The following is a 25,837-nucleotide window of genomic DNA, read 5'->3' as shown; positions in this document are numbered from 1 at the left end:
CCTGTTTTTTTAAAATGAAAGAACGCCGATTAAATGCAGCAATACGACGATGATAGCCAGCGGCACGAGGTATTTCAGAAGGAAATACCACACCTGAAAGAAACGATAGCCGATGGCGGAACCGCTTTTCATCTCGGCAAACAGCTCCTGCTTCGGTATTTTCAGCGGGACGAAGATTGATATTAATAAAGCGCCGAGCGGAATCAGCACATTGCTGACGGTGAAATCCGCAAGATCAAAAAACGTTTTTCCGAACAAATGAACATCACCGAGAACACCGTATGATAAACAGGACGGAATTCCGACTAAGAAAATGAGCAGACCGCTTGTCCACGACAGCTTCTTTCTTTTCATTTCATCACCTTTCCCGACAGTCGCCACGATAATTTCCACCATCGAAAAGGCCGAAGTCAGCGCGGCGAAGAAAAAGACCGCCAAAAAGCTGATAAAAAACAGCGAGCCGAACGGCAGCCGGTCAAACACAGCTGGCAGCACGGTAAACAGCAGTGTAGGCCCTTCATCCGGTTTAAAGCCGAACGAAAAAACCGCCGGGAAAATGGCCAGTCCCGCAAACAGCGTAACGAGCACATTCATCATAACAATGGAACCCGCCGAACCCGGAAGATTTTGGGTTTTCGGCAGGTACGAACTGTATGTCACCATGACCGAAACACCGAGCGTTAATGTAAAAAACGCCTGTCCTAAAGCATATAGGATGGATTCCGGCGTCAAATCTTCAAAGTGCGGAACCAATAAAAATCTAATCCCCTCAACGGCATGATCGAGCGTGACTGATCGCAGCACAAGCAATAGAAACAGCACGAATAAAATCGGCATCAGCACCGCACTGACACGTTCAATCCCTTTCTGCACGCCTTTTGCGACGACCGCCACCGTCATGATCATAAATACAAGCTGCGCAATGAGAGTCTGGATCGGATTTTCAATGACCGTCCCGAACACCGTGCCGTACTGCTCCTGAGTGAGCCCGGATAAAGAACCGGTAACGGCTTTTAACACATAAAGCAAAATCCACCCGCCGACAACACTGTAAAAAGACAAAACTAAAAAACAGGCCGCCACACCCACATAACCCGTAAGGTGCCATACCGACTTCGGCGCGGCTTGTTTGTAGGCATCAATCGCATTTGTCTGGCTCCGCCTTCCGAAAATAAATTCACCGAGCAAAAGCGGATAGCCTAAAAGCACGGTAAAAAGGACGAATACAAGAAAAAAGGCGCCTCCCCCGTTCGTACCCGCTACGTAAGGGAACTTCCAAATGGCTCCCAGACCGATCGCCGAACCGGCAGCGGCCATAATAAATCCTATTTTTGAGGCCCATTGAACCCTTTTTTGGTCAGACACGACTTTCCACTTCCCTTCCGCCCTATATTATCCCTTATTCGCTGCGATAACTTAAGCCCATTTCAATATGTTTCATTATTCCGAAAAATAAAAAGGAGCGGCGGATGCCGCTCCTTACAAATCCCCGTTTAATTTCGAATGCTTTCTCGAATATAAGAAATAAATCACCAGACCGATGATCAGCCAGATAAAGAAACGGAATATGGTGGTGGCGCCGAGGTTAATAATCAAAAACACGCAGAACAGAATGGACAATACCGGAATAAAGGGAACCCCCGGACATTTAAAAGCCCTTGGCAGATCAGGCTGTTTCTTTCTCAATACGATAACCGCCACGGAAATCAGGACAAATGCGGCAAGCGTGCCGATGTTCACCAGCTTCGCCAGTTCATCAAGCGGGACGAGCGAGCCGAGTAATGCCGACAGGATGCCGAAAACCCATGTCACCACGTGCGGCGTTTTATGCTTCGGATGGACTTTTGAAAGCGCCCCCGGCACCAAACCGTCACGGGACATGGCAAACATCACCCTCGTCTGGCCGTACAGCATGACGAGCATCACCGTTGTCATCCCCAACACTGCGCCGATATCAATAATCCCGGCCACCCAATTCTGTCCGGCCATCTGCAGGACGAGAGACACGGGATGGTCAACGCCTTCAAAGCGGGCAAACGGAACGACGCCCGTCATAATCGCCGATACGGTCACATACAGCACGGTGCAGACGATTAATGAAAAGATAATTCCTTTCGGCAGATCCTTCGCCGGATTTTTCGTTTCTTCAGCGGCGGAAGAGACGGCGTCAAAACCGATAAAAGAGAAGAAAACGAGCGCCGCGGCACTGAAAACACCGCCGAACCCCATCGGTATAAACGGCTGCCAGTTGTGAGGTTTGACATATACGGCCGCAACGGCGATAAACAATAGAACAACCAGAACTTTTAAAATGACCATAATATTATTGACCCGCTTCGATTCCTTAATGCCTAAATAGAGGAGGAATGTAATCGCAAGCACGATAACAAATGCGGGGAGATTAAAGAATGTGACCGTGCCTTTAATGGATCCCGGCGCGGCCGTTAATGCGGTCGGAAGATGAATGCCGAAGCCCGCCAAGAATGATTGAAAATAGCCGGACCAGCCGACCGAAACCGCGCTGACGGCGAGCATATATTCCAAGATTAAATCCCATCCGATGATAAACGCGAGAAGTTCACCCAGTGTCGCATAAGTAAACGTGTAGACGGAACCTGAAACCGGGACGCTTGAAGCAAATTCGGCATATGACAGAGCCGCAAATAAACACGCAAGAGCGGCGATGACAAATGAAACGGTCAGCCCCGGCCCCGCCGTGACAGCGCCTGTTCCGGTTAATACAAAAATCCCCGTTCCGATGATGGCCCCTATCCCCAGAAGGGTCAGATCAAAGGCCCCTAACTCTCTTTTCAGCGACTTTTCCCCGCCCGTTGCGGCAAGCAGGTCCTGAATGCTTTTCTTTCTGAATACGCTCCCCTTCATCTGCTTCACTCCTTGTAAATCAATATATGTTAGAATATTCAGATAAAAATAGCAATAATGACTAAATTCTTATTTTTCGCATGAAATGTTTCAGCACATCATCCCTTTCTCCTATGTCATATTATAGCGAAAAATATAAAAATGAAAATAACTTTTTGAAAATTCTATATATTATTTTTAGTTTTCATAAAACAGAACTCAGCGGATTCTCCACTGTGAAATATTAACATTAGTGATTCAGCTGGCGACGTCAATTTTTTGAAGATCGTATTCATATGTACGTTCAAATAAAAATCCCGCCCTTTTTAAAAGCGCGGGATAAGACTTGCGTATTATGTTGAAATAAATCTGCCGCCATTTACGTGAATGGTTTGCCCCGTCATATAGGAAGATTCGTCTGAAGCCAGAAGCACGTAAGCTCCGGCGTGTTCCGCAGGCTGTCCCGGTCTTCCCATCGGAGTGTCCAGACCGTGCTTTTCCACCTTTTCTTCAGTAAACGTTGCCGGAATCAGGGCGGTCCAGATCGGGCCAGGGGCCACCGCATTAACTCTGATCCCCTGATCGGCCAATGACATCGCCATTGAACGCGTAAAGGAAACGATGCCGCCTTTCGTGCACGAATAGTCAATCAATGATGTGTCTCCCTGATAAGCGGTAATAGACGTTGTATTAATGATGGCGCTCCCTCTTTGCAGGTGGGGCAGCACGGCTTTTGTCATATGAAACATAGAAAACATGTTTGTACGGAATGTCTTCTCCAGCTGTTCAGCTGTAATATCAAGAATCCCGTTTTGCGGATGCTGCTCAGCCGCATTATTAACGAGAATATCTATTTTTCCGTAGCGATCTAAGACTTGCCGGACCGCCTTCTGACAATGCGCCTCATCACCGACGTCTCCCGGAATTAACAGGCATTCGGCCTGGTATTCTTCCGCACGCTTTTTCGTTCTCTCAGCATCGGCATGTTCGTCTAGGTACAGGATGGCAAGGTCCGCCCCTTCCTTCGCATAAGCGATCGCAGCCGCTGCGCCGATGCCGCTGTCTCCGCCCGTGATGACGGCGACTTTTCCTTTTAATCTGCCCGACCCTTTTACATCCGGGTCCTCCAAGAGCGGTTTCGGCTCCATGTCTGACTCAATGCCGGGCTGGCGGTTTTGCACCTGCGGCTTTTGTCCTTCCGTCTGTCTGTCCATCGGATTCATATTCTCACACTCCTGCAATTGGTATTACTGAGACGATACCACGCAGTGCGGGGAGTTAAACGGACAAATATGCCGGTAATTAAAGCTGCTGAGCCGTTTCGGGAAAAGCGCCGGTGTATTTCGCAGACGGCCTGTAAATCATGTTGTCAGCGGACTGTTCAAGCACGTGTGCGCACCAGCCTGCCATTCTGCTTGCTGAAAAGGTCGGCGTAAACAAATCATTGTCGACATCAATGGCCTGCATCACAGCCGCTGCGTAAAACTCCACATTCGTATACAGCTTCCGTCCGGGCTTATATTGCTCTAACAGGCGGATGGCTTCCTTCTCCACATAAAGCGCCAAGTCAAGCGCCGGATCATTTCCCGCCACTTCTTCAGCCTTTATGCGCAGCGCTTCCGCCCGCGGATCTTTTGTTTTGTACACCCTGTGCCCGAAGCCCATCAGGCGTTCTCCCCTCATAAGCTTCGCTGCCAAATACGCTTCTGCATTTTCTTTTGTCCCGATGTCTTCAAGCATTTTCGTGACGCCTGAAGGCGCGCCTCCGTGCAGCGGCCCTTTCATCGTACCCAGTGCGGCAGTGACGGCAGACACTAAGTCCGATTCAGTCGAAACGGTGACTCTCGCCGAAAAAGTCGATGCATTCATCCCGTGCTCCATCGCCAGGATCATATACGTCTCAAGCGCTTTCTTTTGGGCTGCGGACGGCTGCCTGCCTGTCAGCATATACAAATAGTTTTCAACGTGTCCGTATCGCGCCTCAGGTGACAACGCTTCCTGCCCTTGTTTACAGCGGTATCTGTACGCAATAATCGTCGGTGTGACGGCAATCAGTTTAATCGCTTCTTCCGGCTTGGGCGGATATGTAAATGAATCTGTGCCCAAACCTGAAACAGCCGTTCTCAGCACCGCCATGTCATCCATTTCATCCGGAAGCGTTTCCAGTAAGTCGATCAAATGTTTCGGAAGCCCGCGCTCGGCTGCAAGTTCTTCCTGAAACGCAAGCAATTGCCGCTCATCAGGAAGCGCCCCGTTCAAAATGAGATACGCCGCTTCTTCAAAACTGGATTGCAGCGCGATATCCTTCGCGTCATAGCCGCGATATATTAAATGCCCCTTTTCTCCGTCAATGTGGCTGATCGCCGTTTCTGCACAAGTAATCCCTTTCAATCCACGATAAATCAATTTCATTCCCCCTTATCCTCTTTCTGTTATTATAGTAAATATAATATTTAAAAAATAATGAATATTTTTAAGGGAATTAATTAAAACTTTTAATCAGAGGAGTGCATCTATGGATTTTAAATGGCTTCACACCTTCGTCACCGCAGCAAAATATGAGAATTTCAGAAAAACGGCGGAAACGCTTTTTTTATCTCAGCCGACCGTCACCGTTCATATAAAATTATTAGAGAAAGAAATCAGCTGCAAGCTGTTTCAGCGGAGCGGCCGGAAAATACAATTGACGGAAGAAGGAAAAGCATACGTGCCGTTTGCCATGAGGCTTTTGGAAGACTATGAAAACAGCATGGCGGAGCTGCACAGGGTGCGCCAGGGCTACTCGCACACGCTGACACTCGCTGTTTCGCCGCTTATCGCCGACACCGTTCTCCCGTCTGTCATGAAGCGTTATACAGAGGACAATAAAGAAACCGAAATGACGGTCACCATTTTCGAATCGGAAGAAATCGCCTCTCAAATCAGAAACGGCTCAGCCGATATCGGACTGAGCTGCTTAAAGGTGCAATCATCTTCCCTCACTTGCCGCCCCCTGTACAATGACCCCGTTGTCCTCGTCGCGCCGCCCGGCCGAAAACCCGGAACAGGGAAGGCGGATGAAGTGAAAGACCTGTTCGGACAATATCTGCTTTTGACCCATAACCATCCTGACTATTGGGATGATTTGCTCCGCCAGGTCAGAATACAGTTCCCTTTCGTCAGGACAATGAAGGTGACACAGACGCATATTACGAAACGATTTATTAAAGAGGGGCTGGGTGTCTCATTTCTGCCGCTGTCAGCGGTACGGGCCGAACTCGCCGCAGGCAGCATGATTGAAATTCCGTGCGAATTCGCCCAGATGCCGAGCGCGGGCGCATACGCCATCGCCCTCTATGAAAATGAAAAAAAGAAAACCTTTTTAGATTTTTTATCACATTTTCATTTTTAGGTGAAACAAATGGAGCTCTGTCCCGTCTAAATAAAAAACCCGTTCTGATGAACGGGTTTCTATCTCTGCTAGAATCTTTTCGCGCCCAGGTAGCGCGGTTTCCAGTAGCTGTTATTCAGATCACTTGTTGTGACGCCGTCAGAACCGGCATGGATGAACTTGTTGTTTCCGATGTACACACCCATGTGTGAAGGGCCGGCCTGATACGTTGTAAAGAAGACGAAGTCTCCTCTTGACGGGCTGGACACGCTCTTCATTGAGCTCCAGTATCCCGCAGTGCTCGTTCTGCCGACACTCGTCTGTTTGTTTAACAGGTACCAGATAAATCCGCTGCAGTCAAAGCCGGAAGTCGTTGTTCCGCCCCATACATACGGCGTCCCGGTTAAAGATTGCGCATCAGAAATCAGCTTGTTTACATTCAGGCTCGTCTGTGCAACATTATGGCTGGATGAAGGCTGCTTTGATGACGAAGATCCCGAAGACGTTGAACCGGAAGTTGATCCCTTTACTTTAAGAACTTGTCCGATGCGGATCAGGTCCGTTTTTAAACCGTTTAAACTTTTTAATTGGTTTACCGTCATTTTATATTTATTCGCAATTTTCCAAAGGCTGTCGCCTTTTACGACTTTATATGTAGACGATGATGACTTGCTGCTTGAGCTTGAACCTGAGGATGATTTACCGTTGATCGAAAGCGTCTGACCGATGTAAATGATATCCGATTTTAATTTGTTCTCAGATTTAATGGAATTAATTGACGTTCCGTACCGATTTGAAAGTCCCCATAATGTATCGCCTTTTTTTACCTTAATCGTTTGCGCAGATGCCGCGCCCGCAAACAAAGTCGTCCCCAAAACCACTGCCGTTGTTGCTGTAACAAGTTGCTTTTTCATATTTTCCTCCCTGAATGATTCTATCTATTTTATGTGTCTCTTTTTTAAAGTTTTTATCTGTTTCCTATTATAAGGTTCAATTTCCACTAGAAATAGACTTGACTTCCCGTGACAAATTTCTTACTAATTCGTTTTAGAAAAAAGTTTTTAAGGGTATTAAATATTTCAATTTGATTTCAAACGTGACGAAAAACGAGTCAATTTGTCATGTTTTTTTCCTGTGATCCTCGTATTTTGGAAAAACAAAGCAGTTTATTTTCCAAATAACCCCTTGTTAAAAAAATCCTCGGCTTTTTCAAAAAAGTGAATGGTTTTCATCCTTTCTTGAAAACATAAGTTACACCGGAATTTACATTTCTAACAATGTTTCACCTGAAATTTACAGGAGGAACAGGCGCTCTTTACAAACACCCCCTACCATTAGACATGCAGACACGATTAAAGGAGGACGAGTGAGAATGAGTCTATTTAAACAGGTTCGATCAAAACTTCTGCCGGCGGCAGCCGTATCCGTGCTGACAGCCGGTCTGATTGCGGGCGCGGGGCTTCAGCACTCCGAACAGGCTGCGGCAAAAAAACAGCCTGACAAAAACGAAATCAGAAACGTCATCTTCATGGTCGGCGACGGAATGGGCGCTCCCTATATGAACGCCTACCGTTCGGTCATTAACAAAGGAAAGCCTTCGGATGGTATGAAACTGACGGCATTCGACCCCAATCTCGCCGGTATGATGATGACTTATCCTGACGATCCTGATTCCAATATTACCGATTCCGCGGCGGCTGGCACGGCAATGGCCACAGGCGTGAAAACGTATAACGCGGCGATCGGAGTCAATAAAAAAGGAAAGCGGGTAAAATCCGTCCTCGAAGAAGCGAAACAAAGAGGGAAATCCACCGGACTTGTCGCAACTTCAGAGATTGCCCACGCCACCCCTGCGGCATTCGGAGCCCATAACAAATCCCGAAAGAACATGGATGACATCGCAAGCAGCTACTTTGATGACCGCATCAACGGAAAACAGAAAGTCGATGTGCTCCTCGGAGGCGGCAAGTCAAACTTTATCCGTAAAGACCGCAATGTAACAAAGGATTTCAAAAAAGCGGGATACAGCTACGTGACATCAAAACAGGAGCTCAAAAAGGATCGTAATAAGAAGATTCTCGGCCTGTTTGCCGATGGCGGACTCGACAAAGCAATCGACCGCTCAAATGCCGTCCCTTCATTAGAAGACATGACAACGGCAGCGATCGACAGGCTGAACAAGAATAAAAAAGGGTTTTTCTTAATGGTCGAAGGCAGCCAAATTGACTGGGCGGGACATGACAATGATATAGTCGGCGCAATGAGTGAAATGAAGGATTTTGAAAAAGCGTATAAAGCAGCGATCGCATTTGCCAAAAAGGACAAACATACGCTTGTCGTTGCCACGGCTGATCATACCACCGGCGGATTGACGATCGGCGCGAATGACGATAAAAACTGGCATGTTGAACCGATTCTTGCCGCAAAAAAAACCCCGGCATTTATGGCTGACCAAATCAAAGCGGGCAAATCCGTATCTTCCGTGCTTGCGCGTTATACAGACCTGAAATGGTCAAAAGCGGAAATCAAACAGATCGAAACGGCCGCAAAACAGGATGCTGACAAGAGCATCTACAAAGCGATCATTAAGCTCTTTAATGCGAAAACCAACAGCGGCTGGACAACCGGCGATCATACAGGCGAAGAAGTTCCCGTTTACGCATACGGTCCGGGAAGAGAGTCATTTACGGGGCTTTTAAACAACACGGACCAGGCCAAAAAGATCTTTCACATCCTGAGACACGGAAAATAAAAAAGGATGCGGGGGTTTCACCGCATCCTTTCTTCTTTTACAGATATCTCCGGTGCACTCCTTTGCCGTCATACGAAAACATCACTTCTCTGTCTTCAAGAACAGATTCGATGTGCACGCTCCTGCCCCACAGCTGGTACAGATACGGCAGCACTTTCTCCAAATATTTCAGATCAAGCTCAATTCCCTCATACCAATGTTTAATATAAAGTTCATTATTCTTCAGGTAATCCCCGTCATTGACGGTCAGATAAGGAAATCCCCCGTTGACCCTCATGTTCACGAGCTGGTCGCGCACGGCCTTCCATTCTTTGTCGATCACTTTATAGTCCCTGCCCTGCTTTTGGAATAAATACAAATCCTCACGCATTACGAGATCTTTCGTCAAATAATTGCGGATAAATGATATATCCGATTCAATTTCCCTGACCTCAAACATTTTTTCGCGTCCGGAACCGGGCTTTACCCCTGTTTTTTTCATTTCATCTGTCGGGTTGTCATAACGCTCTTCGATGTCTTCAAAAATTTTCAGCCCTAAATAATACGGGTTGATTCCCGTTTTTGACGGCTGAACGACGCCTGCGTTCAGCTTCGCAAATTCGATGGCTTCATCTGAAGTCAGGTCAAGCTCGCGGATAATCCGCTGATGCCAATAGGATGCCCAGCCTTCGTTCATGATTTTCGTTTCCAGCTGAGGCCAGAAATACAGCATTTCTTCTCTCATCATGGTTAAAATGTCACGCTGCCACGGTTCAAGCTCCCGCGAATGTTCCTCGATAAACAGCAGAATATCTTTTTCCGGCCGGGGCGGAAACGGTTTTTTCCCTTTTTTCTTTTTCAGCTGCTTCGGCTTATCCATTCCCCATAAATCATCGTAAGGCGATGGCGCGGTTTCTTCTTCGTCCTCCTCTTCGTCATCGACGCTCCACAGCAGCTTCGGCCTGACGAGCGACGGATCGATATGCTCCTGAACCGCCAGAATGGCATCTAAAAAGGACTCCACCTCTTTGATCCCGTGAATTCTTTCATAATGCTTAATCCGCTCCGCCGCAGCCGCCATACTCTCAACCATGTCCCGGTTCGTATTTTGAAAGCGGCAGTTATGTTTGAAAAAATCACAATGGGCAAGAACATGGGCTACAATTAATTTATTTTGGATCAGCGAATTGCTGTCCAGCAAAAAAGCGTAGCAAGGGTTGGAATTAATGACAAGTTCATAAATTTTGCTCAAACCGAGATCATAATGGAGTTTCATCTTGTGAAATTGTTTGCCGAAACTCCAATGGCTGAATCTCGTCGGCATGCCGTACGCGCCGAATGTATAAATAATCTCAGCCGGACAAATTTCATATCTCATCGGGTAGAAATCAAGGCCGAAACCCTTCGCAATGTCGGTTATTTCCTCAATTGCCCGCTGTAAACCTTTTGTCTCCTCCGCGTTCAACCGAATCCCCCCTACTTGGACTTATTTATAATGTATGACCCCTCCTCTCAAAAGATGAAATAACAGATCGGTTTCCGTCTGAAAACTTTCGGCACACCCGCCCCGTTTGCTTTATATGTAAGTGGGTAAAACACACACCATACCCCAAAAAGAAAAGGAGCGATTCTACTTGAATACAGCAGACATGCTAACGACGTATCTCAGCAAACTCCCGAATCTGGTCATTGCACTGCTCGTCCTGCTTATCGGCTGGGGCATTGCCAAAATCATTGAAAAAGCTGTATACAAAGGCCTGCAAAAAACAAAAATCGACGACAGACTGTTCGCCGAAACAAAGCCGGCGCGCTATTCCTCAGAAAAAGTCATCAGTAAAGTCATTTATTTAATCGCATTAATCATCGTTTTTATTCTATTCTTTAACATTCTGCATCTGACAACCGTGGCTTCGCCTTTTGTCAGCATGCTGTCAGCGATAACGGCGGCTGTGCCGAGCATTTTAAAAGCCGGCCTGATTCTGCTGTTGGGCTGGGCGGCCGCTTCGCTTTTCAGCTATCTCGTCAAAAAAGCGGGCATGAAACTCGCTGAAAACGGCCGGCTCAGAAAATGGACAATGGTGTCTGAAGAAGCGGAGATGAGCAAATCCGTTACGGCCGCTTCACGAATCGTTTTTTACTTCGTCTTGCTCTTGTTCCTGCCCGGCGTCTTGGCCGCTCTCCAAATCAGCGGAGTATCAGGGCCGTTTACAAATATGATCCAAAGCGTTTTGTCCTTTATACCGAAATTATTCGCCGCGGCGCTGATTGTTTTAATCGGCTGGCTTGTTGCCCGCCTCGTCCGTGATATCGTCACAAACTTTCTGGCGAGTATCGGCACGGAAAGGCTCGCCGCACGTATGGGGCTTTCTATATACCTGAAGGATACAAGCCTGTCGGCAATCATCGGAACGATTGTCTACGTGATGATTTTCATTCCGGTGATCATTTCTGCGCTTGACCGGCTTGATGTGGCGGGTATTTCTGAACCGGCGTCAGCCATGCTGCACACGGTCTTCACAATGCTCCCTAATATCATCATCGGTATCGTGCTGATCATCGCCGGCATCTGGATCGGAAAATGGGTCAACAGCATTGTATCCGGGCTCTTGCACCGGGCCGGTTTCGACTCTCTTCTCGGTAAAATGGGTTTTGAACAGACGGGTACCCCGAAGCTGACGCTTTCTCAGACGGTCGGCATGATTGTTCAGATTATCATCGTCCTGCTGTTTACGGCAGAGGCGCTGCAGCTTGTCCATCTCGAATTTCTCGTCGTTATCGCAACAGGTATTATCGCTTACCTGCCTAATGTTCTGGCCGCTGTATTTATTCTCGGAATCGGACTTTTGGCCGGACAGCTCGTCAGCAGGCTGCTTGCCGGCATGCTGAGCGGAAAGGAATTCAGATTCCTGGCGCCGCTTGCGAAATATACCATTATCACTCTTTCAATCTTTATGGCGCTGGATCAGCTCGGTGTCGCCGACACGATCGTAAATGCCGCGTTTATTCTGATTCTGGGCGGTTTCGCGCTTGCCTTCGGACTTTCATTCGGTCTTGGCGGAAAAGATTTCGCCTCCCGTTATCTCGCAAAATTGGATCGCAAAATTGAAAAACATCAATCGGCTGACGATCGGAAGCCGCCGATGTCTTAACGAAAAAAACGTGTGCTCAGAAGGAGCGCACGTTTTTTTTTGAGTTAAGGGGGCAAATTCCTTTTTTTTCATTTTAGATTCATATATGATAGACTGTAACAGAAGCAAAATCTCTTTTTTCGAGGTCATTCTATGAAATTAACGAACTATACCGATTATTCTTTACGCGTTTTGATTTTTTTGGCTTCCAGACATTCCGATGAACTTTCCAACATAAAAGAAATCGCAGATACTTATTCCATCTCTAAAAACCACCTCATGAAAGTCATTTACCGCCTCGGCCAGCTCGGATATGTCGAAACGATCCGGGGCCGGGGAGGCGGAATCCGTTTAGGAATGACACCGGAAGACATAAACATTGGAGAAGTCGTTCGAAATACAGAAGACGACTTTAACATCGTAGAATGCTTTGACTCCAAAAAAAATCTCTGTATCATATCTCCCGCCTGCAACTTAAAGAACCTTCTGAATGAAGCCCTGCAAGCTTACCTGGCCGTTTTAGACAAATATACGTTAAGGGATCTGGTCAAAAATAAAGAGGAGATTATGAGACTGCTCAGAAGCTGAAGGAATGCCCGCATTCCTTCTTTTTTTATGCCGGCATAAGAAAAAAGGACTATTTCTATTAATATGATAAACGATTGCAGACAAGTGCCGATATAAAGATTATCATTACTGATATCCTCACCTTGCGGCTGCAACGAATGGGGATAGTAAAATCATCGCAGGAAAAGGGAGATTCATTATGAAAAAAAAGGTAGCGGTCGGTTTGACTGCATCTGCGATCGTCGGGTCTGCGTTAGCTGTAACACCGGCAGAAGCACAAACGATTAAGGTTAAAAGCGGAGATTCATTATGGAAGCTTGCCCAAAACTACAATACGAGCGTGGATGCCATTACATCAGCCAATCATCTAAAATCCACCGTTCTTTCTATCGGGCAGACGCTCAACATTCCTAACGGCAAATCAGATTCCGGCAGCAAAAAGCCATCTTCAAAGAACAGCGGCACGACTAAAAGCGTTTATACAGTGAAAAGCGGCGACTCGCTGTGGCTGATCGCATCTGATTTTAAAATGTCCGTACAGGAACTGAAAAAATTGAACGGTCTGACAAGCGACTTAATCCGCGCCGGACAGAAGCTGCAAGTGACGGGGAAAGTTTCCTCAAGCACCGATCAGAAAAAAACCACGCCGGGCAGCAGCTCAAACAGCAGCAAAAAGCAGTCATCATCTTCCGGGACGTATAAAGTCAAACTCGGCGATTCACTATGGAAGATCGCAAACAGCGTCAATATGACCATTGCGGAACTCAAAGTATTAAACAACTTAAAAACGGATACGATCTACGTAAACCAAGTCCTGAAAACAAAAGGAACGTCTTCTTCGGGAAACACGCCGTCAAAAGACAATTCAAACCAAAATAAAAACCAGACGCAAACGTCCTCCTATACAGTAAAAAGCGGAGACTCACTCTGGAAAATCGCAAACGCATACAATATGACGGTTCAGCAAATCAGAAGCATCAACAAACTGACGTCAGACATGCTGCGGGTCGGACAAGTGCTTAAGCTGACCAAAACGTCATCTTCCGGCTCTTCGACTTCACCGTCAACTCCGAACCAGTCCGGAAATACAGGGAAAACCACTACATATACCGTGAAAAGCGGGGATTCTTTATGGGTGATCGCCCAAAAGTTCAAGGTGACCGCCCAGCAGATCCGCGAGAAAAACAATCTGAAAACAGATGTTCTTCAAATCGGGCAAAAGCTGACGATTACCGGGCAGCAGACAAACACGACACCGAATCAGTCCGGCAACACAGGCGGCACAGGTTCAACAAGCGCGAAGATTAATGTAATGATCGATGCCGCAAAAGCTCAGCTGGGCGTACCGTATGTATGGGGCGGGACGACGCCGAGAGGCTTTGACTGCAGCGGTTTCATTTATTACGTTCTCAATAAGGTCACTTCTGTATCCAGACTTTCAGCCGCAGGCTACTGGAATACGATGACATCAGTCAGCCAGCCGGCGGTCGGTGACTTTGTCTTTTTCTCAACTTATAAAGCCGGACCTTCCCACGTCGGTATTTATCTCGGGAACGGCCAGTTTATTAATGCCAACGATTCGGGTGTCGTTATTTCCAGCATGAACAATTCCTATTGGAAACAGCGCTACCTCGGCGCAAAACGTTTCTTCTGATATCTGACAAGCTGTACGGCCTCAATAAGGCTGTGCAGCTTTTTTTACAGTCTGAAAATATTAATGCTGATCACGTGTTTTGTCACCGGATGGAAATACACTTCAGCACGGGATGAAAACGTTTCTTTTGTTGTTTGCACCGTTACGCGAAACACATCTTTCGTCTGTTCCCGGTTCACTTTTGTACGGCCCATGTACGAATAATCGGTAAGCTCGGCCCCCTTGTATTCACGTTCAAGCTGGTTCCATGCGAGCTGCTCCCATTTTTCAACTGATGGATCAAGGTGTTCTGTATGCCCTTTTTCAGCGATCGAGGCAATGAGAATGCCGCAAAACAAGAGGGCAAGCGCAAATGGAAGGGATTTCATCTTTATGTTCTCCTGAGTCGTTTTTTGTCAATCTTAGCGTGTCCAAAGAAGAGACGGATATGCGGTTTTATTTTATGTCTCCCTCATATTGCTATGCCGCTGTGATAAGGCCACCAACTTTTCCCCCGTTGCATCGGTCTTCGACGGCATAAACTAACGGAGAACTTCTCATTGAAAGGAGAAGCGTAAGATGGATCATGCGGATTATGATAAAGCCTTATATTACACACACCGGTCTCAATGGGACAATTTGTTAATTTTGATGGTTCGTACAAAAGATGATTTATTATCAAAGCGTATTGAGCACTTTCTGCACGCGTATCATTTCGAATATGATCATGCGGTGCTTGAAAAAGAGCTGTATTCCCTTCTCGGGTATATTGATCATGCGACAGAGCTCGCTTATGAAGATCAATTAGCCATGCTGACATAAAACAATCCCGGCGTCAGACGCCGGGATTTCTTGTATTTGTGAACATATTCAGCTCTTCGATCATCTCTTTCAGGCTGACCGCCATATCCTCAGATACGGTCCGGCGCTCCATGTCAATGTGAATCGGGTCTAAGACCAGCTGTTTCGGGATGACATTTGCATAAACGCCCCGCATGACCGTCCGCATATTCGCCAGCGCGTTCATGCCTCCTTTTCCTCCGCCCGCCGCGGCAATGATTGCCACCGGTTTGTATGCCCAGTGATCGCTGCTTAAAAAATCGATGGCGTTTTTTAAAGCGCCGCTCATGCCGCTGTGATACTCGGGAGATAATAAGACGACGACCGCCGACTTTTTCACCTGCCGCCTTAACTCTTGCACTGCAGGCAGCTCGTTCTGTTCTTCTTCACCGTTATAAAGCGGCAGTTCACTTTCGCTCAAATCAATAAAATCGGTATGAAACCGATCTCTTATATAAGAAGCGGCAATTCTAGTCCGCCCGTTTTTTCTCGGTGTTCCGCTGATCACTAATATGCTCATCATTTTACCGCCTTTCCAAAAACATTATATTTTACCGCATACAATGCCGCCTGCGTCCGATCGGAAAGATTCAGCTTTGACAGCAGGTTGGACACGTGGGTCTTCACTGTTTTTTCTGAAATAAACAGTGCCGCCGCAATTTCCTTATTGCTTTTCCCTTTGGCTATTTCTTGAAGAACATCTTTTTCACGGGGGGTCAGCTGATCATATTTTTCCTTATCCTGATCATCCTGAACCATATGGGTCAGCACGTGAGGCACAATATCCGCCGACAGCCGGTAACGTCCGGAATACACTTCCCAGAGCGTTTTCACTAAATCATCGGGCTGGGCGTCTTTCAGCTGATACGCTTTTGCGCCGGCTTTAAGGGCGGGAATGACATGCTCCTGATCAGAATAGCTCGTCAAAACGACGATACTGATGTCCGGAAATCGTTCAGCCGCAATTTTTGCCGCTTCTATGCCGTCCATATCAGGCATTGATAAATCCATCAAAATCATGTCCGGCTCCGTCTTTTCAGCTTGCTGAAGCGCTTCAGCACCGGTGGACGCCTCACCGACAACTTCAATGTCTTCCTGAGTGGCGAAGAAATAGCGCAGTCCTTTGCGGACAACGTGATGATCATCAGCAATCACAATTTTCATCAATCAGACCTCCTGTCCTGAAACGGAAGCCGAACGGAGACAATCGTTCCGGCGCCAAGCTCGGATTGCAGTGTAAAGCGGCCGCCGATTGCTTCAGCCCGCGCTTTCATGCCGGCCACGCCGAGCGATGGGAGCACAGCATGCGCATCAGCGCTGAAGCCCGCTCCACGGTCGCTAATGTGAAGCTCTGCGCAATCCGGCTTTTTAACGGCGGAAATGATAACCCGGCCCGTTCCCGCATGCTTTTTACAGTTATTCAAGGCTTCCTGGGCGATCCGCCAAAGCGCGTGTTCCTGTTCATCCGTAAGCTCCAGCTCATCCTCCATTTCACAAACGGCTTCCAGGCCGATAAGAGCGGCATAGCTTTTGATCGACGCATACAGCCCTTTCGTCAAACTTTCCGGCTTCAGCTGCCAAATAAGCGCCCTCATTTCTGTTAGCGCATCATGAGACAGCTCTTGAATAAACGTAATCATCTGCCGGAGCCGATCATCATCTGTAAAGCTCTTTGCGGCTTTTGCCGTTAAGCTGACAGAAAACAGCATCTGATTGACGGAATCATGCAGCTCTTGCGCAAGTCTGCTTCGTTCCATCAACAGGGCGTTCTGCTGCTCAAATTCGGCCAATTTCATCCGCTGAATCGCCGTCCCGATTTGAAATGCAACCGCTTCAAGCAGATGCAGTTCTTCTTCGTTGAAAAATGTCTTTTCGCTTGCGGCGACGTTTAATAAACCGAACTTCCGGCCGCCGTCCTCAAGCGGTACGGTCGCATGATGGGTAATGCCCTCCGTATCGCGGCAGTTCGTCGTCTGTTCCGCAAATTCAATCCGTTTACAATTCATTATGTTTACGGCCTTTGTCAATCCGCCATTGCTGAATTTGGTCAGACAATAGCATTCCCCGCTGCACATCAGTGCATTTTCCCGCTGACCGAGAGCCGGCGGTAAATAAGCGGATGCGGCGAGCGTATAAGACCCGTCCGGCTCAATCAGAAAAATCCACCCTGTCTGCAGCCCGGTCAGGCTGAGCAGTTCGCGAAGCACTTTATCAAGCGCTTCCTTTAAATCGTGGCTTTGGTTTAAGGTTTCCGCAATCGCTTTTAACGTTTTTAACGTTTCTACCGTCGTTTTCGTCAATTTCCCTCACTCCGGCCAACCAGAATTATCCATATTATATCAATTCTTTTCTGTATATTCCTTTGTTTTCAGCATGAATTTTCCTCATACTTTCGGATGAGGCGTATAAAAAAACCGCCGGAAGTCGCTTCCGGCGGTTTGTTGTTTATTTCGTTTTTTCCACTATGCCATCCACCGTTTTCATGACGGCTTCAGATAATGCGGCAAGACGCTGTTCGCTGTCTTGTAAAGAAGTTCCCTTCACGGCGAAATAGAACTTCACTTTCGGCTCCGTTCCCGATGGACGAAGGCAGAACCAAGAGCCGTCTTCAAGGAAATATTTCAGGACATTTGACTTCGGCAGATCAATATCTTCTTCATGATGATCGGCAAATACAGTCCGTTTTCCCGTTGAATAGTCTTCAGCCTGCGTGATTTGTTTTCCGGCCATCTGCTTCGGCGGATCGTTTCGGAAGGAAGTCAGGATAGCGGAAATCTGCTCTGCTCCCTGTTTTCCTTTTAACGTCAATGACTTCAAGCCTTCACGGTAATATCCGTATTCTTTAAAAATGGACAGCAGCGCGTCATAAAGCGACATGCCCTGCTTTTTATAAAAGGCGCATACCTCGACGGCTAACAGCGCAGCCTGGATCGCGTCTTTGTCACGCGCGAAATCGCCGATTAAGTAGCCGTAGCTTTCTTCATACCCGAACTGGAACGTGTATTGGCCTGATTTTTCATATTCTTTGATCTTTTCACCGATAAATTTGAAGCCTGTCAGCGTGTCAACCGTATCTAATCCGAACGATGAAGCGACGGCGCGGCCCAATTCGCTCGTGACAATCGTTTTCATGACGACACCGTTTTCAGGAAGGGCGCCCTGTTTTTTCTTCTCGGAAAGCAGGTAATGCAATAAAAGCGCGCCTGTCTGGTTTCCCGTCAGCACTGTGTACTTGCCTTCGCTGTTTTTTACGGCAATGCCGAGACGGTCGGCATCCGGGTCCGTAGCGACGAGAATATCAGCGTTTTGTTCTTCTCCGAGTTTAATGGCATATTCGAATGCCGCGTGCTCTTCCGGATTCGGCGATTTGACGGTTGAAAAATCCGGGTCCGGCAGCTCTTGCTCCTTTACGACGGTGACGTTTTTGTAACCGAGTGCTTCAAGACCGCGGCGCACCGGTTTATTTGCCGTGCCGTGCAGCGGAGTGAACACGACGCTGACATCCACTTCAGCCGAAAGTTCGGGATGTACGGAGATGGAAGTCAGTTCTTCAGTATATGGTTTATCAATTTCTTCACCGATTATTTTAATCAAACCTTTTTCTTTCAGCGACTGTTCATCTTCAACTTGAATCGTTAATTCATTTTCTATGGCATTCACTTCCGCAATGACGATGTCCGCTTCTTTCGGCGGCAGCTGTGCGCCGTCATCGCCATACACTTTATATCCGTTATATTCAGGCGGGTTATGGCTGGCCGTCACGACGATACCGGCATAAGCGTTCAGCTTTCTCACCGCAAAAGACAGCTCAGGCGTCGGGCGGAGCTCATCAAATACGTATGTTTGAATGCCTTGGGAAGCAAGGGTTTTTGCAGCTTCCATCGCAAACTCAGGAGATTTATGACGGGAGTCGTATGCGATCGCAACCCCTCTTTTTTTCGCGTCTTCCCCCTGTTTCGCGATATACGCCGCAAGTCCGGCGGATGCTTTGCGGACCGTGTAAATATTCATCCTGTTCGTACCCGGCCCGATTTCCCCTCTCATGCCTCCTGTTCCGAACTCAAGATTTTTGTAGAAAAAATCTTCCAGCAGCTGCTCGTTTCCTTCTGCGTCCGCCAATAATTTTTTCAATTCTGAATCTAATTGTTCGGCCTGATTCCAGCGTTCGTAACTCTTACTCCAACTCATGTTCGTCCTCCTATAATTTCAGCTTATGACCATATTTTAATATGAAGCGGCTGCCCGTGTCACTTGATAACTTAACCAAATGCTTTATGTAAAAAGATAAAAGAAGGGCTCATGCCTTTTCGGCACAGCCCTCCGGTTATTATTGTTCGAGCGGAACAACCGCGTCGTGCAGCAGCGTATTTAACCACTCAGTGTGTTTTTCTTTCGTTTCGTCATTCCATTGGAATCGGTCGCTCATGTAATCAATCACGGCTGTTTTATACGTTTGCACCCATTTGATGTCGAAGAACAGTCTTCCCGTTCTGCGGACGAAGAAATCGGCAGGTGTCGCAGCCATTTCTTCTTCGATGCTGTAAGCTGCTTCAGCCAAAATGTGAACCGGAATCTGGCGTTTTTCCGCTTCGTCTTTCAGACCTTCAATCCGGCTGAATACATTTTCAACGTTAGAGCCGTATCTGATGGCTAACTGCTTAGCGGTTTCCTGTGATAAACCGATTTTCAAGCCGTCTTTTGTCTTTGCTTCCACAAATGACTCGAAGTTTTTAGAGCCGCCGACATGTCCGCCGGAAATCGGCATCGTCTTCGTCTTGCAGCCGTCGAAGTCCTGGCCGCCCTCTTCTTTCAAGCGGTCGCGGACAAGATCGACAATGTGCTCAGCCATTTTACGGTAGCCCGTCAGTTTTCCTCCGGCGATCGTAATCAGGCCTGATTGAGATGTCCAGATTTCATCTTTACGGGAGATCTCAGACGGGTCTTTCCCTTCTTCGTGAATAAGCGGTCTGAGGCCGGCCCAGCTTGATTCAATATCGTCCGCCGTAATGTTCAGTTCCGGGAACATATAATTGATGGAGCTGACGACATAATCGCGGTCCTGCACCGTCATGCGCGGGTGCTCAAGTTTTTGTTTGTAAACCGTATCGGTCGTACCCACGTATGTTTTTCCTTCACGCGGAATGGCGAACACCATCCGGCCGTCCGGCGTATCAAAGTACACCGCCTGTTTAAGCGGGAATACGGATTGGTCGAATACGAGATGGACCCCTTTTGTGTGCTGAAGATGTTTTCCGCTTTTGCTGTGGTCTTTTTCTCTCAGCTCGTCGACCCACGGACCTGTCGCATTGACGATTTTTTTGGCGTAAACTTTGTATTCCTTGCCTGACAGCAGATCTTCAATTAAAACGCCGACAACTTTTCCTTTTTCATAAAGCAGTTCTTTCACTTTAGAATAGTTGACAGGCTCCGCACCGAATTTAACGGCTTCTTTCATGACTTCAATCGTCAGTCTCGCATCGTCCGTCCGGTACTCTACATAATAGCCTCCGCCTTTTAAGCCGTCTTTTTTGACGAGCGGCTCTTTTTGCAGCGTTTCTTTAGCAGACAGCATGCTTCTGCGCTCTGATTTTTTTACTCCCGCTAAATAGTCATACACACGCAGGCCGATGGAAGTAGAGAATGAACCGAACGTGCCGCCTTTATGAAACGGCAGCAGCATCCATTCCGGCGTCGTGACGTGCGGGCCGTTTTCGTACACGATGGCACGTTCCTTACCGACTTCTGCAACCATTTTCACTTCAAATTGCTTCAGATAACGCAAACCGCCGTGGACAAGCTTTGTGGATCTGCTTGATGTGCCGGCCGCGAAATCCTGCATTTCGCTCAAAGCGACTTTCATTCCCCTTGAAGCAGCGTCAAGCGCCGTACCGGCACCCGTAATACCTCCCCCTATAATAAACAGATCGTATGTTTTTTTAGTCATGTCTTCCAGCATATGATCCCGTTCCAAACTTGAAAATTGGTGATTCATCATTACGTTTCCTCCTTGTTGTCACGGTATAGAAAAAGAGACCACAACAGCCAAAGCGCAGTTATCACTTTGGTGCTGTGGTCTCTCCTCATCTCAGGACCGTTCCTATTAACTTGTTTTCAGTATACCACATTTTTATCTTATTTAAAAGCCATAGCTGCATTTACTGCTTTTTTCCATCCGCCGTACAATTCATCGCGTTTTTCATCTTCCATTTCCGGTTTGAATTGCTTATCAAGGTTCCATTGATCAGCGATTTCAGTACTGTCCTTCCAGTAGCCGACAGCGATTCCGGCCAAATACGCGGCACCGAGCGCCGTCGTTTCATTAATTTCCGGACGTTCGACCGGCACATCAAGCAAGTCGCTCTGGAATTGCATGAGGAAGTTATTTTTTACCGCTCCGCCGTCTACACGCAATGTTTTTAAAGAGATGCCTGAATCAGCCTCCATGGCATCAAGCACATCTTTCGCCTGATAAGCGAGAGATTCAAGCGTAGCCCGGATGAAATGCTCCTTCGTCGTTCCGCGTGTCAGGCCGAAAACTGAGCCGCGCACGTCACTGTCCCAGTACGGTGTGCCTAATCCGACGAAAGCGGGCACGACATAAACACCGTCAGCGGAATCCACACGCTCTGCGTATGTCTCGCTTTCTTTTGAATCTTGGAACATCCGCATGCCGTCTCTCAGCCATTGGATGGCAGAACCTGCGACAAAGATGCTTCCTTCCAGTGCATACTCGACTTTTCCGTCTAATCCCCAGGCGATTGTCGTCAGAAGGCCGTGATCAGAAGTGATGGCTTTTTCTCCGGTATTCATCAGCATAAAGCAGCCTGTGCCGTATGTGTTTTTCCCCATGCCTTCTTCAAAGCACGCCTGACCGAACAGCGCAGACTGCTGGTCTCCGGCCGCTCCCGCAATCGGAATGTTTTTACCGAAGAAATGATAATCAACCGTTTTCGCGTACACATGAGAAGACGGTTTCACTTCCGGCAGCATGGATTTCGGCACGCCTAAAATATCAAGAAGCTCGTCATCCCATTTTAATTCATGGATATTAAACATCAGCGTTCTTGAAGCGTTGGAATAATCCGTTACGTGCGCCGCCCCTCCGGACATTTTCCAGATGAGCCATGAATCAATCGTTCCGAACAGAAGATTTCCGTTTTCCGCTTTTTCCCGCGCGCCTTCTACATTGTCAAGAATCCATTTGACTTTCGTTCCAGAGAAATAAGGGTCGATCAAAAGTCCCGTTTTTTCTCTGAATGTATCATTATATCCTTTTTCACGAAGCTCTTCGCAAATGCCGGATGTTTGTCTCGATTGCCACACAATCGCATTGTATACCGGCTTTCCGGTATCTTTATCCCATACGACCGTCGTTTCCCTTTGGTTCGTGATGCCGATGCCGGCAATTTGATCAGCGCTGATTCCGGACTCGGAGATCACAGTCGCGATAACGGCGAGCACCGATCCCCAGATTTCGTTCGCATTGTGCTCCACCCAGCCCGGCTGAGGGAAATGCTGTGTGAATTCCTTTTGAGCGGAATGCACGATTTTTCCTTCTTTATTAAAAAGAATCGCTCTTGAACTTGTTGTGCCTTGGTCAATTGATAAAATATAGGTCTCCATGATGCCGCTCTCCTTTTTAAATATATTCAGAATTTGATAATGTTTTCCGTGATTGAGATTTCTTGGTATAAATATAGAGTATGAAAAGCACTACAACCATTATAACGCTTACAAACCAAAAGCTAGGTGTCACATTTCCTTTAAACGCGGCATTGTAAAATACGCCGCCGAACGCACCGCCCATGATCGGACCGACTACGGGAATCCAGGCATATTTCCAATTTGAAGGCCCTTTTTTCGGGATCGGCAGAAAGGCGTGAGCGATTCTCGGCCCCAAATCCCGCGCAGGGTTGATCGCATATCCGGTCGTCCCTCCAAGAGAAATCCCGATGGCAACGATGAGGAATCCGACAATCAGCGGGTTCAGCCCTTTTGTAAATTCATTCGCTCCGATTGCCAAAATGCCGAGCACAAGCACAAACGTACCAATGACTTCACTTATCATATTCCCAAATGTATGAGGAATACTCGGGCCGGTCGAGAAAACGCCCAGTTTAGCGGCCGGATCATCCGTCGCCTTCCAATGCGGCAGATAATGAAGGTACACAACAACCGCACCGATCATTGCTCCGATCATCTGTCCCGCAATATAAACAGGGACGTCTTTCCAAGGAAAGCTGCCTTCAAGCGCAAGGCCTATCGTTAAAGCCGGATTCAAGTGAGCGCCGCTGATGCTGCCGACGGCATATGCCGCCATGGCTACTCCCAATCCCCAGCCGAATACAATAACAATCCATCCGGATTGGTATGAAAGCGATTTCTTTAAGTTGACTCCCGCACAAACGCCGCCGCCGAAAATAACAAGCAGCATTGTACCGATTACTTCTCCCCAAAATGCTGTCATCATCATTCCTCCTAAATGACAAAATAGCAGGTTTGACAGAGTTATAGAGAATAAAAAACCCACAACAAACCGCTTTACGCTTTATTGCTTCCGTAAAGAGCTGTTGTGGGTCTCCGGGTCTCCATCACATAGTATTAACCTAGGTCTATTGTAACAATGGGTGTAAGCGGTGTCAATCTTTTTTTGTCATAGAATGTTCATATTTAGCCCATAGTTCGGTGTCTGAAGTCGTCACGGCCGTGGCTCCTGCCTGCAAGGCGTTTTCAACGTCCTGCTCCGTGCGGATGAAGCCGCCGGCAAAAATCGGAATCCCCGTCATTTCTTTAATTTCTCTGATTAAAGTCGGAACGATGCCCGGGAGAACCTCGATAAAGTCAGGCTTATGCTTTCCGACGAATTCCATGCTTTTCTCCATGGCGCTTGTATCCAAGAGAAACAGACGCTGGATCGCGTATATTTTCTTTTGTTTCGCTTTGACGATGACTGATGATCTCGTCGAAATGATGCCCGCGGGCCGGATATCCTGGCAAATGAACTCCGCACCGTATTCATCATGCTTAATGCCGTGGATTAAATCGACGTGAACCATCAGAAGTTTTCCGTGTTTTTTTGCTTCATTCACAACACCTTTTAATTGACCGAGGTGGATATCTAAAATGACGCCGTATAAGAACGGACTTTCTAAAAATGCATCGAATTGCTTCATGTTCCGGATTGCCGGTAGAATCTGCTGGTTGTGAAAACTCATGTTTTACTCCTTTACATTAAAAATCAATGCTCAGCACGCTTTCCTTGACGGTCGAAATGATGAAAGAGAGCTCCTCGTCCGACAGGCAAAAAGGCGGAGACAGCTGAATGACATTATTATATCCCGCTACAGTATCGCCATTTTTCCCGACAAGCAGGCCTTTTTCTCTGCACGCGGTGATGACGTGCTGCACAAGGGCGGCATCAGCGGGTTCCTTCGTGACTTTGTCCTTGACGAGCTCAATGCCGGCAAGAAGGCCCTTGCCCCGTACATCTCCGACCGCCGGATGTTCTCTGAGCGGCTCAAGCTCACGGAGCAGCCTTTCTCCAAGCTCCCGGGAGCGGGCGATCAAATTTTCGTCCTCCATCAATTGCAGGTTTTTCAAGGCCAGGGCGCAGGCTGCCGGATTGCCTCCGAATGTATTCACGTGCCGGAAGCGGCCGTACGGCTCACTACCCGAATACGCCTCAAAAATCTCCCGTTTTACTGCCGTTGCCGACAGCGGCAGATAAGCGCTCGTAATGCCTTTTGCCATTGTGACGATGTCCGGTGAAACGCCGTAATGCTGAAATCCGAACGGCTCTCCCGTGCGGCCGAAACCGCAAATAACTTCATCACTGATCAGAAGCGCGCCGTGGCGGCGGCAAATGTCCTCTACCTTTGCCATATACCCGTCCGGGGGCATTAGTATCCCTCCGCCTGTAATAATCGGTTCCATAATAACGCCGGCAATCGTTTCGCTTAACTCCCACGTCATGATCCGGTCGATGTCATGCGCGCTTTCCAATGTGACGGCATCGCCGGGATTCCGATAAAGATCAGGCGGCGCCGCGTGCAAAAAACCTTGTGAGAGCGGCTCATATTTATATTTTCTCTGCGCCTGGCCGGTAGCGGCGAGCGCCCCCATCGTATTGCCGTGATAGCCTCTGTACCGGGAGATGAATTTGAAGCGGCTGTGATCGCCGTTTTCAATGTGGTATTGGCGGGCAATTTTGAACGCGGTTTCATTTGCTTCCGATCCGCTGTTGGAAAAGAAGATTACATAATCGCCGCCGAGCCATTCATTCAGTTTTTCCGCAAGCTCAATCGCGGGTTGATGGCTTTGGGTCAGCGGATAATAAGGAAGCTCCTTCAATTGGCTGTAAGCCGCATCGGCAAGTTCCTTTCTCCCATATCCGATATTGACGCACCACAGGCCTGACATGCCGTCCAAATACCGTCTGCCGTCAATGTCCGTAACCCAGGCGCCTTCCCCTTTTTGGACGATTATGCTGTCATCCGGCTCCGCCCCTTTCATCGCGTGCCAAATCAGCTCTTTATCCTTTTGTTTGAGTGACTGATTTTTTTGTACATGTTCCACACCGCTCATCTCCCTTTCAATATCATTGCACTGTATCGAAAGCTGCCCGGCTTCTGACGCCGATTCTCTTGGTGAAGTTTTCCTCTTAATAAGAATATAAAGGCGCGGCATGGGCGAGTCAATAAAGCGGC

The 25,837-nt window shown here is 47.7% G+C and carries 21 protein-coding genes and 1 pseudogene; 6 read left to right on the top strand and 16 right to left on the bottom strand.

From position 1 onward, the window contains the following. Positions 1–9 precede the first annotated feature (9 nt). The 4 genes from NYE68_RS05590 to NYE68_RS05575 all read right to left on the bottom strand — a co-directional run bounded on the left by NYE68_RS05590 (position 10) and on the right by NYE68_RS05575 (position 5,268). On the bottom strand, positions 10–1,365 hold the full coding sequence (locus NYE68_RS05590; protein WP_015417122.1) for a sodium-dependent transporter: 1,356 nt from the start codon (positions 1,363–1,365) through the stop codon (positions 10–12). A 114-nt stretch (positions 1,366–1,479) separates the two neighbouring features. Beyond that, positions 1,480–2,883 (bottom strand): amino acid permease, encoded by a 1,404-nt coding sequence (locus NYE68_RS05585; protein ID WP_015417121.1) that lies wholly within the window; start codon positions 2,881–2,883, stop codon positions 1,480–1,482. A 332-nt stretch (positions 2,884–3,215) separates the two neighbouring features. Then, the gene (locus NYE68_RS05580; RefSeq protein WP_060674952.1) at positions 3,216–4,085 is read right to left on the bottom strand and encodes an SDR family oxidoreductase; all 870 of its coding nucleotides are present in this window, start codon (positions 4,083–4,085) and stop codon (positions 3,216–3,218) included. A gap of 79 nt (positions 4,086–4,164) precedes the next feature. Beyond that, positions 4,165–5,268 (bottom strand): citrate synthase/methylcitrate synthase, encoded by a 1,104-nt coding sequence (locus NYE68_RS05575; RefSeq protein WP_229041522.1) that lies wholly within the window; start codon positions 5,266–5,268, stop codon positions 4,165–4,167. Between the two features lie 109 nt (positions 5,269–5,377). Between NYE68_RS05575 and NYE68_RS05570 the strand changes: the two genes are divergently transcribed. Then, positions 5,378–6,253 (top strand): LysR family transcriptional regulator, encoded by an 876-nt coding sequence (locus tag NYE68_RS05570; protein WP_007409271.1) that lies wholly within the window; start codon positions 5,378–5,380, stop codon positions 6,251–6,253. A 68-nt stretch (positions 6,254–6,321) separates the two neighbouring features. Here NYE68_RS05570 and NYE68_RS05565 read toward each other — a convergent pair whose 3' ends face one another. Beyond that, positions 6,322–7,146, bottom strand: a complete 825-nt coding sequence (locus NYE68_RS05565; protein ID WP_015417118.1) for a C40 family peptidase — start codon at positions 7,144–7,146, stop codon at positions 6,322–6,324. 458 nt (positions 7,147–7,604) lie between these two features. On the opposite strand from NYE68_RS05565, the gene NYE68_RS05560 reads away from it, so the two are divergent. Further along, on the top strand, positions 7,605–8,984 hold the full coding sequence (locus NYE68_RS05560) for an alkaline phosphatase (protein WP_064107947.1): 1,380 nt from the start codon (positions 7,605–7,607) through the stop codon (positions 8,982–8,984). Positions 8,985–9,021: 37 nt separating this feature from the next. Here NYE68_RS05560 and NYE68_RS05555 read toward each other — a convergent pair whose 3' ends face one another. Continuing rightward, positions 9,022–10,428 carry a SpoVR family protein gene (locus tag NYE68_RS05555; protein ID WP_033574462.1) on the bottom strand — a complete coding sequence of 469 codons (1,407 nt, stop codon included), beginning with the start codon at positions 10,426–10,428 and terminating at the stop codon, positions 9,022–9,024. 104 nt (positions 10,429–10,532) lie between these two features. On the opposite strand from NYE68_RS05555, the pseudogene NYE68_RS05550 reads away from it, so the two are divergent. From NYE68_RS05550 to NYE68_RS05540, 3 genes and pseudogenes are all read left to right on the top strand, one after another. Further along, positions 10,533–12,112, top strand: a pseudogene (locus NYE68_RS05550) (mechanosensitive ion channel); the annotation flags it as partial. A gap of 132 nt (positions 12,113–12,244) precedes the next feature. Further along, positions 12,245–12,679, top strand: a complete 435-nt coding sequence (gene nsrR, locus NYE68_RS05545; RefSeq protein WP_007610306.1) for a nitric oxide-sensing transcriptional repressor NsrR — start codon at positions 12,245–12,247, stop codon at positions 12,677–12,679. 178 nt (positions 12,680–12,857) lie between these two features. Next, complete coding sequence (locus tag NYE68_RS05540) at positions 12,858–14,312, top strand: LysM peptidoglycan-binding domain-containing protein (RefSeq protein WP_324636003.1); 1,455 nt, start codon at positions 12,858–12,860, stop codon at positions 14,310–14,312. Positions 14,313–14,356: 44 nt separating this feature from the next. On the opposite strand, the gene NYE68_RS05535 is transcribed toward NYE68_RS05540, so the two are convergent. Next, on the bottom strand, positions 14,357–14,680 hold the full coding sequence (locus NYE68_RS05535; RefSeq protein ID WP_007610300.1) for a DUF3889 domain-containing protein: 324 nt from the start codon (positions 14,678–14,680) through the stop codon (positions 14,357–14,359). A 190-nt stretch (positions 14,681–14,870) separates the two neighbouring features. Between NYE68_RS05535 and NYE68_RS05530 the strand changes: the two genes are divergently transcribed. Next, complete coding sequence (locus NYE68_RS05530) at positions 14,871–15,113, top strand: YhdB family protein (protein ID WP_003155335.1); 243 nt, start codon at positions 14,871–14,873, stop codon at positions 15,111–15,113. A gap of 13 nt (positions 15,114–15,126) precedes the next feature. Here the strand turns inward: NYE68_RS05530 and NYE68_RS05525 are convergent, their stop codons facing one another. The 9 genes from NYE68_RS05525 to NYE68_RS05485 form a co-directional block, all read right to left on the bottom strand. Then, positions 15,127–15,651 carry an NADPH-dependent FMN reductase gene (locus tag NYE68_RS05525; RefSeq protein ID WP_064107949.1) on the bottom strand — a complete coding sequence of 175 codons (525 nt, stop codon included), beginning with the start codon at positions 15,649–15,651 and terminating at the stop codon, positions 15,127–15,129. Beyond that, on the bottom strand, positions 15,651–16,295 hold the full coding sequence (locus NYE68_RS05520; protein WP_015417113.1) for a response regulator transcription factor: 645 nt from the start codon (positions 16,293–16,295) through the stop codon (positions 15,651–15,653). The genes NYE68_RS05525 and NYE68_RS05520 overlap by 1 nt, the downstream gene beginning before the upstream one ends. After that, positions 16,295–17,431: a GAF domain-containing sensor histidine kinase gene (locus NYE68_RS05515; RefSeq protein WP_031378433.1), complete on the bottom strand. Its 1,137-nt coding sequence runs from the start codon at positions 17,429–17,431 to the stop codon at positions 16,295–16,297. The genes NYE68_RS05520 and NYE68_RS05515 overlap by 1 nt, the downstream gene beginning before the upstream one ends. 145 nt (positions 17,432–17,576) lie before the next feature. Further along, a complete protein-coding gene (locus NYE68_RS05510; RefSeq protein WP_012117166.1) occupies positions 17,577–19,319 on the bottom strand; it encodes a phospho-sugar mutase in 1,743 nt (580 codons plus the stop codon). A 139-nt stretch (positions 19,320–19,458) separates the two neighbouring features. After that, a complete protein-coding gene (glpD, locus tag NYE68_RS05505; RefSeq protein WP_324636005.1) occupies positions 19,459–21,126 on the bottom strand; it encodes a glycerol-3-phosphate dehydrogenase in 1,668 nt (555 codons plus the stop codon). 137 nt (positions 21,127–21,263) lie between these two features. After that, entirely contained in the window at positions 21,264–22,754 is a 1,491-nt protein-coding gene (glpK, locus tag NYE68_RS05500; RefSeq protein ID WP_007610291.1) for a glycerol kinase GlpK, read from the bottom strand. A gap of 16 nt (positions 22,755–22,770) precedes the next feature. Next, positions 22,771–23,598 (bottom strand): MIP/aquaporin family protein, encoded by an 828-nt coding sequence (locus NYE68_RS05495; RefSeq protein WP_324636006.1) that lies wholly within the window; start codon positions 23,596–23,598, stop codon positions 22,771–22,773. 172 nt (positions 23,599–23,770) lie between these two features. Continuing rightward, entirely contained in the window at positions 23,771–24,346 is a 576-nt protein-coding gene (locus tag NYE68_RS05490; RefSeq protein ID WP_007610287.1) for a glycerol-3-phosphate responsive antiterminator, read from the bottom strand. A 16-nt stretch (positions 24,347–24,362) separates the two neighbouring features. Continuing rightward, a complete protein-coding gene (locus tag NYE68_RS05485; RefSeq protein ID WP_324636007.1) occupies positions 24,363–25,715 on the bottom strand; it encodes an aspartate aminotransferase family protein in 1,353 nt (450 codons plus the stop codon). Positions 25,716–25,837: the final 122 nt, after the last annotated feature.

It is taken from the genome of Bacillus sp. FSL R5-0447 (assembly GCF_038606125.1).
Taxonomy (GTDB): Bacteria; Bacillota; Bacilli; order Bacillales; family Bacillaceae; genus Bacillus; species Bacillus velezensis.
Note: the sequence above shows the minus strand (reverse complement) of the source record. Positions and strands in the feature narration are given on the sequence as shown.